Source organism: uncultured Campylobacter sp. (assembly GCF_937921625.1).
Lineage (GTDB): Bacteria > Campylobacterota > Campylobacteria > Campylobacterales > Campylobacteraceae > Campylobacter_B.
Genome location: NZ_CAKZTI010000018.1, coordinates 26,481 through 33,323, shown reverse-complemented (window position 1 = coordinate 33,323; position 6,843 = coordinate 26,481). Strand labels below are relative to the sequence as shown.

The window sequence follows — 6,843 nt, the reverse complement described above, 5'->3', positions numbered from 1 at the left end:
TTTCATTTGCTTATCAACTTTATAAAGATGATAAAAGGCATACTGCCGAATTAGAAGCTATGTTTGATAAATACGATAAAGTAAAATATTTGGAAAACAAGATAGATTTTAAAACAGAGACCGAGCATGAAAAAATTAATTTTTATATAAAAGATTTTCTACAAAAAATTCACTATTTAGACAATTATCCAGCAAAAGATATAAAAAAGATGAAAAATATTCATAGAGATATAAATGACTTTGCTAAAACAAGATTTTATCTTTGCAATGGAGATAAATACCCTGATGAGAAATGCGAATTTTTCAAGCTTGATAAAAGATTAAATTTAAAATATTTGTTAAATTTAGGTTCTAAAATTTGTAATGCCGACACGCCTATGCAAAATGCACAAGAGATAATTGATAATGATGAAATTTTAAAAATAGAACCTTTTTATCCGTTCAATGAAAAATACATTATTGATGAAAATGGTAAATTTTTGGAAAATTTCGTTTATATTGGCGAAAATAAGCATATACTTTTTTCAGATTTTGTATTTATAAATAAAAAAGTCTTAAAATATTACGATACAAAAAACGACATAGTCATTGTATCAAATATTATGTTTTCTTGGCTTTTAGCAAACGCCATTGTCAATAAAGAAATATCAGAATTTTGCGTTACCCATAATCTACTGGCAACTAACAAAAAAAGATTTTTTGAAAAAACATATGGGAGAGAATATTATTTTAAATATATTCCTACTAATAGACCTACGCTCCAAAATATCGTTTTTAATGATTTTTCATATAATGGCGATTACTATTATAATGTGATTTTAGAGCAATACCAAACTTTAAAAAACAACAATTTCAATAAAAATCTAAATTTACAAGGAGACGGCAATGCCAAAAATTGACTTAAACGGTGACGGCATAAAAACAATATCAAGAAAAAATAACAAAATATACTTCGACCTAGATAACAACAAATTCGTAGAAAATACCTCTTGGATAGATAAAAATGACGGAATTTTAATCAATAAAACCTTAATCACAAATAGCATAACAAACGGAAGCGAACTATTTGGAAATCATACTTTACTAAGAGATGGAAGCTTAGCTAATAACGGATTTGAAGATCTAAAAGAATTTATAAATTTAAATTTACTTGTTGCTTGAATTTAAAAGCAATAGCGAGTTTAAATTTGTAAATTCATAAAATTTAGTATCAGCGATACTGACTGAGATTTAATTTAGAATGAAATTGTATAAAAAGGGTTGATTTGGAAAACGATATAAAACAACGAGCCGAGCAGTTAAGAAAAAACGCAGAAGCAAAAATACAACAAGCTCAAATCAAAGAGCAAAAGTATCAACAATGGCTTGAAAATCAAAAACAAAATAATCCGAATTTTAGGGATTATGATGAAAATCCGCTTATCATACAAAGCTATGAAGAGTTTTTCGTTTTAACATTGCTTGTTTCATCTTTTCTTTTTGCTTGTATACTTGCCGGTGTACTAAATGAACTGCGTTGGAGAGAAGTGCCGCGAGAGTTGCTTTGGTTAAGTTTGATACCTATGAGTTATATTATCATAGTCGCAATTTTTCAAAAATTCAAATTTAAAAATCATAAAATAAAATTCACAAATCGCTATATAGAATTTTATGATTATGGAAAATTAAAAAGACAATGTAAAATATTAGAGGACGAATTAGCTAGACCTTTTTTACTGAATGCACGATGAAAAAATCCAAATTTGATATATTGTTTAATTTATTTATGGCTCTAGTGATAAGTTTAACATTTTTATCGGCTGGAATTTTGGAAACAATGTATTTTTTGATTTCATTTTATCTTGCAAATTTGATACTAAAATTTCTTTTTTATATATTTGCAAGTAAAAGCTTGAAAAATTTTAAAATATTTCCATTTATACAGGTTGATAAACCACACAGCACCGTGCCCATGTATGGTGCATTATTATCGGCTAGGTATTATTTAGTCTATTTGTATAACGATGAAATTTATAAAGAAGTCAAAAAATATTTTTTACAAAAAAATATAAATATTGACGATTTGCCTAAAAGTTACAACATACTTTAATAACATTTTTTAAGAGGAGAGAACTATGAGTTCATACAGCAAAGAAGCGACAGCTAAGTTCGAGCTTGACAAAGCAGAAAAAGAAATCTTTGAAAGTACAAAAGATTTTGAAAAATTATTTGAATTTTTAAAAGGTGCCGCAAAAGGTGGCGAACTCGCCAACAATATCTATACTTTGCCATACGAGACTGGCACAAAGGATTTGTTACAAAAATATATGAAAGCCAAAGCAAATGGTGAAGTTTCTAATGTGGAAGAATTTTTTAACAAGAAATATACGGCAGAAAAATGGGCGAGAGGATTAGGTGCAACTGGTGGTGTTATAAATATGGCAGATGAATATTCAAAAGGAAATTATGGCAGAATGGTTGCTGGTGCCGTTGCCGATTTTGGTCTGTTAATTTTGCCAAAAATTTTAAAAGGTTCAAACCCTATTTTAATAGCAATCGACATAGCTAACATAATAGACAAAGCTACATTTGACACAGGATTGTTTGATATAAGCAATCATCTAAAAAATCTTTATGATAAATTAACTGGTTCAAGAGACGGTAGAAAAATTGAAATCACAGATAACAGCGTTTTACAAGTAACAATGCCAAACGGCGAAGTATATGCCAGACCTTTGATTGACACAGGAGCTAAATTCTCACTCTTTGGCGACAGAAAATCCGACGTCCTCTTCGGCAGTAGTGGAGATGACTTGCTTCAAGGCAGAAGCGGAAACGATTTGCTTCTTAGGGGAGCCGGCTATGATACATACTTTACCGACGGCAAAGACACTATAAGAGATGAGGATGGAAAAGGTCAGGTATATTTTCATGGTCGCAAACTAACTGACGGCACTCAAATAGAAAAAGGCTCAAACATATATAAAACAAAAGACAATATAAAATATGAACTAATTGATAATAAGCTTATAGTAAATGATAGCCTTATTATAGAAGACTTTAATCCATACCAAGAGTGTCTTGACATAACCCTACACAAAGCAGATGAGATAGCAGTAAATGTTTCAAATGCAAATGCGGTAGAAAAAGCAGGAAAGATGAATTTTACAATCTCGCTTAGTAGAGAGTTAAAAGAAGGTGAATTTGTAAAAGTAACCATACCTGCCATAAACGGCAATGAAGCAAAAACTTATATGTTTATGTACCATAGCAACCCAAACTATACGCTAGGAGCAGCATAGAGCATGTATTTACTGGTAGCACAAATTATGAATATTAACAATATTCTAGCCCCTTCAAATGTTATTTCATCGGCATTGCCTAGGACCTTGATTAACTTGCCGCCTTGCGTATAGTGATAGTGCCTATGCATTTTAACCGTTCCGTCTCTGGCTAGCGAGCTATAAAATTTAACGGCTATAAAATCATCTAAGACTTCGACCATAGTGCGCTTATACTGCGGCAAGATAAAATTCCTAACTACTTTATCTGGATCTGATTTGAAAATTGGATTATCCTTGATTTTGGTAAAAACTTCCGTCATCTTTCTTCCTTTGTATAGTAATTTTAGGCAGATTATAGAATTTCCTCAAAGGATTAACAAGGCAGGAGCACAGAAAAAGCTACTATATAATTTTTTAATATATAGTAGTTTTTCTTAAAATATATGTGTCAATCGGCAGTTCTAAGTATTAAAAATTTTTTAAGATTAATTTTAAAATTCTCAAAAATAGGACTTAAAAAATTATCTGAAAATTTAAAAAACTAAAAAATAGGGAAAATTTTGATAGATGGTGCGACCGACGAGATTTGAACTCGTACACCTTGCGGCACTACCCCCTCAAGATAGCGTGTCTACCAATTCCACCACGGTCGCATAAATTTTTAAGGCTTGATCTTAAGCCTTGAATTATATAAGTTTAAAGCCCGATTTCTCGGGCTTAGGATTATTTTGCGGCAGCCGCAAGACCTTCTGTTACGAAAGGGTTTGCAAAAAGCAAGATGAAAGCAATAACCAGCGCGTAGATAACCTGCGCTTCGATCATCGCAAGCGAAATATACATCGTAGTCGATAGCTTACTAGCTACACTCGGGTTTCTAGCAATACCGGTAATTGTCGCATTAGCGGCATTTCCCATACCCATAGCGCCACCGAAGGCAGCCAAGCCTAAAACGATACCGACTGTGATCGCAGAATAAGAAACGATCTGAGTGTAAGCACTTAGCTGCTCGCTAGCAAAAGCCGCGCCGCAAAGCGCAAATAACAACACAAGAACTTTTTTCATAAAAGTCTCCATAAATAAATTTTAAAACGAGTTTCGGATCAATACCCCTACTCCATCGTTTTAAGTGCAAAATATTATTAAAATTTTGCTTTTGATTTGTTTAATCTGGCAGAATTTGCGTTAAATTTAATAAACCCCGCCGTGCACGCCGACATCTTAGCGCTTAGCGTCCAAATACGTATTTAGCGCTGCAACGTAGGCCTTCGCAGACGCCAGCATCGTATCTACGTCAAGCCCTCTGCCGATGATGGCGCCCTCGCCCGCAAATTCCACCTTGACAGTTACTTTTGCCAGTGCGTCTTTGCCCTGCGAGACCGCTTTTACTTGGTATTCTTTCAGGCTACCGCTGATGCCGCTAATGCGGTCTATCGCCTTAAATATCGCATCCACGCCGCCGTTTCCAAGCGCACTATCGCTTAAAATTTCATCCTTATATCTTAGCGTAAGCGCAGTGCTAGCGTGTCCCTTGTTACAGCTATTGGAGCTTAAAACCAGCACTTCGTAGGTCTTCTCAGCCCCCACAAACTCATCGTTTACGAGCTCTCTAATATCTTCGTCGAAAACGTCCTTTTTGCTATCTGCGAGCGCTTTAAATTTATTAAACGCGATCTCAATCTGCTCGTTACTAAGCTCATAGCCCAAAGATACCAGCTTGTCTTTGAAGGCATGGCGGCCGCTGTGCTTGCCCAGCACGAGCGAGTTTTTATCAAGCCCGATATCCTCAGCATGCATGATCTCGTAGGTTTCTTTGTGTTTTAGCACGCCGTCTTGGTGGATGCCGCTTTCATGCGCGAAGGCGTTTTTGCCCACGATCGCTTTATTAGGCTGCGGCTCGATACCCGTGATACTCGCGACTAGGCGGCTGGATGGGTAAATTTCTTTCAAATTTATATCGGTATAAAGCGGCGCAAATTTATCTGTGCGCGTCTTGATCGCCATTACGATCTCCTCTAGCGCTGCGTTGCCCGCGCGCTCTCCGATGCCGTTTATCGTGCATTCGACCTGTCTGGCTCCCGCCAAAATAGCGGCTAAGGAATTTACGGTAGCCATTCCCAAATCATTGTGGTTGTGTACCGAAACTATGGCGCGCTCGCCGATAAGCTTAACGAGTTCGCCTATTCGGGCGGTGATCTCATCCGGATAGAGATAGCCCACCGTATCGGGAATATTTATGGTGGAGGCTCCGGCGTCTATCGCGGCGTCGCAGATCTCTTTTAAAAAGCCAATATCGCTTCTGCCCGCATCCTCACAGCTAAACTCCACGTCATCGCATAGACTTTTTGCGTATTGCACGGCCTCTACGGCGCGCTTTATGACCTCTTGCGGCTGCATTTTGAGTTTAAATTCCATATGGATGGGGCTTGTGGCGATGAAGGTGTGGATGCGCCCGAGCTTCGCGCCCTTTATCGCTTCGCCGGCGGCTTTGATATCTTTTTCTAAAGCGCGCGCAAGCGAACAGACGCGAGCCTTGCTAACGGCGCCCGCGATCTTTTCTATCGCGTCAAAGTCCCCGGGGCTCGCCGCTGCAAAACCCGCCTCGATAACATCTACGCCCAGCTTTTCAAGCTGCAACGCAAGATGGATCTTCTCATCCGTATTCATCGACGCTCCAGGGCTTTGCTCGCCGTCACGAAGCGTAGTATCGAAGATTATGATTTTATTTTTGTCCATTACAAATCCTTTCAAATGGTTAAAATTTGGCAAAATTATAGCCGTGCAAGCTTAAAACAATCGCGGCGATAAACATATCTGAGATTATTTCGCCGTTTCCTCGGGTTTGTCTTTTTTATGAAATTTAGCCGCGCTTAAATTTAAAGCTCCGCGAACCAAACCGTAAACGATATAAACCAAAGTGAGCACCGCCGGGAATTCCAGCTTGAAAAGATATAGAAGCGAGAAAAATACGACGATTAGAAGCACTAAAATTTTAATCGCGTTGGGGCGCTTTAGGCTGATCTTTTTAAAGCTCGGAAAGCGGATGTTGCTTACCATCAAAAACGACAGCGCCGCCATTGCGATGATCAAAAATACGCCAAATCCTTTGGAGAGCTCATATTTTAGATAAATTCCGATCCAAAACGCCATCGTAATCGCAGCTGTCGGAATCGGCAGCCCGATAAAAACACTAGGCTCGTAGGTGCCCGTAGTGACGTTAAATCGCGCCAGCCTGATCGCGCCGAAAACCACGTAAAGCGCGGCTACGAGGGAGCCAACCTTACCGTAATCGTGCCCGACCGCGCAGTAAAATAGCAGCGCCGGCGCTACGCCGAAAGCTACGATATCCGCAAGGCTATCGAACTCCACGCCGAATTTCGATGTCGCATGCGTTAGCCTCGCTACGCGGCCGTCGAGTCCGTCGCAGATCAAGGATAAAATGATATAAAAGATCGCGGCGCTGAAGTTGCCTTTGATCGTAGAAATTATGCTGATGACCGCTAAAAATGCACTTGCCGCCGTGAAAAAATTCGGCAATATGTAGATTAATTTTCCCTTTTCCTCTTCCATCTCTTACTCTTTA

The 6,843-nt window shown here is 37.9% G+C and carries 8 protein-coding genes and 1 tRNA gene; 4 read left to right on the top strand and 5 right to left on the bottom strand.

Going from position 1 to position 6,843, the window contains the following annotated elements:
• The 4 genes from Q0101_RS02565 to Q0101_RS02550 form a co-directional block, all read left to right on the top strand.
• Nucleotides 1-899 (top strand): hypothetical protein (locus Q0101_RS02565; RefSeq protein ID WP_297942019.1); only part of this gene is annotated, 899 nt, incomplete at its 5' end.
• Nucleotides 886-1,161 (top strand): hypothetical protein, encoded by a 276-nt coding sequence (locus Q0101_RS02560; protein WP_297942016.1) that lies wholly within the window; start codon nt 886-888, stop codon nt 1,159-1,161. The genes Q0101_RS02565 and Q0101_RS02560, both read left to right, overlap by 14 nt.
• Before the next feature lie 104 nt (nt 1,162-1,265).
• Nucleotides 1,266-1,730 carry a hypothetical protein gene (locus Q0101_RS02555; RefSeq protein WP_297942014.1) on the top strand — a complete coding sequence of 155 codons (465 nt, stop codon included), beginning with the start codon at nt 1,266-1,268 and terminating at the stop codon, nt 1,728-1,730.
• A 384-nt stretch (nt 1,731-2,114) separates the two neighbouring features.
• Complete coding sequence (locus Q0101_RS02550; RefSeq protein WP_297942012.1) at nt 2,115-3,281, top strand: hypothetical protein; 1,167 nt, start codon at nt 2,115-2,117, stop codon at nt 3,279-3,281.
• Here Q0101_RS02550 and Q0101_RS02545 read toward each other — a convergent pair.
• The 5 genes from Q0101_RS02545 to pssA form a co-directional block, all read right to left on the bottom strand.
• On the bottom strand, nt 3,260-3,583 hold the full coding sequence (locus Q0101_RS02545) for a hypothetical protein (protein ID WP_297942010.1): 324 nt from the start codon (nt 3,581-3,583) through the stop codon (nt 3,260-3,262). The two genes, Q0101_RS02550 and Q0101_RS02545, sit on opposite strands and share 22 nt — an antisense overlap.
• Nucleotides 3,584-3,831: 248 nt before the next feature.
• A tRNA-Leu gene (locus Q0101_RS02540) sits at nt 3,832-3,916 on the bottom strand.
• A 70-nt stretch (nt 3,917-3,986) separates the two neighbouring features.
• Entirely contained in the window at nt 3,987-4,325 is a 339-nt protein-coding gene (gene atpE, locus Q0101_RS02535; RefSeq protein WP_295151373.1) for an ATP synthase F0 subunit C, read from the bottom strand.
• Nucleotides 4,326-4,481: 156 nt separating this feature from the next.
• Complete coding sequence (locus Q0101_RS02530) at nt 4,482-5,996, bottom strand: 2-isopropylmalate synthase (RefSeq protein WP_297942008.1); 1,515 nt, start codon at nt 5,994-5,996, stop codon at nt 4,482-4,484.
• An 84-nt stretch (nt 5,997-6,080) separates the two neighbouring features.
• Entirely contained in the window at nt 6,081-6,830 is a 750-nt protein-coding gene (gene pssA, locus Q0101_RS02525) for a CDP-diacylglycerol--serine O-phosphatidyltransferase (protein ID WP_297881192.1), read from the bottom strand.
• Between the last annotated feature and the right edge of the window lie 13 nt (nt 6,831-6,843).

What these genes read in the sequence shown, in the direction of transcription:
- Q0101_RS02530 (WP_297942008.1), bottom strand. Translation starts at nt 5,996, where the DNA reads ATGGACAAAAATAAAATCATAATCTTCGATACTACGCTTCGTGACGGC.
- atpE (WP_295151373.1), bottom strand. Translation starts at nt 4,325, where the DNA reads ATGAAAAAAGTTCTTGTGTTGTTATTTGCGCTTTGCGGCGCGGCTTTT.
- Q0101_RS02550 (WP_297942012.1), top strand. Translation starts at nt 2,115, where the DNA reads ATGAGTTCATACAGCAAAGAAGCGACAGCTAAGTTCGAGCTTGACAAA.
- Q0101_RS02560 (WP_297942016.1), top strand. Translation starts at nt 886, where the DNA reads ATGCCAAAAATTGACTTAAACGGTGACGGCATAAAAACAATATCAAGA.
- pssA (WP_297881192.1), bottom strand. Translation starts at nt 6,830, where the DNA reads ATGGAAGAGGAAAAGGGAAAATTAATCTACATATTGCCGAATTTTTTC.
- Q0101_RS02545 (WP_297942010.1), bottom strand. Translation starts at nt 3,583, where the DNA reads ATGACGGAAGTTTTTACCAAAATCAAGGATAATCCAATTTTCAAATCA.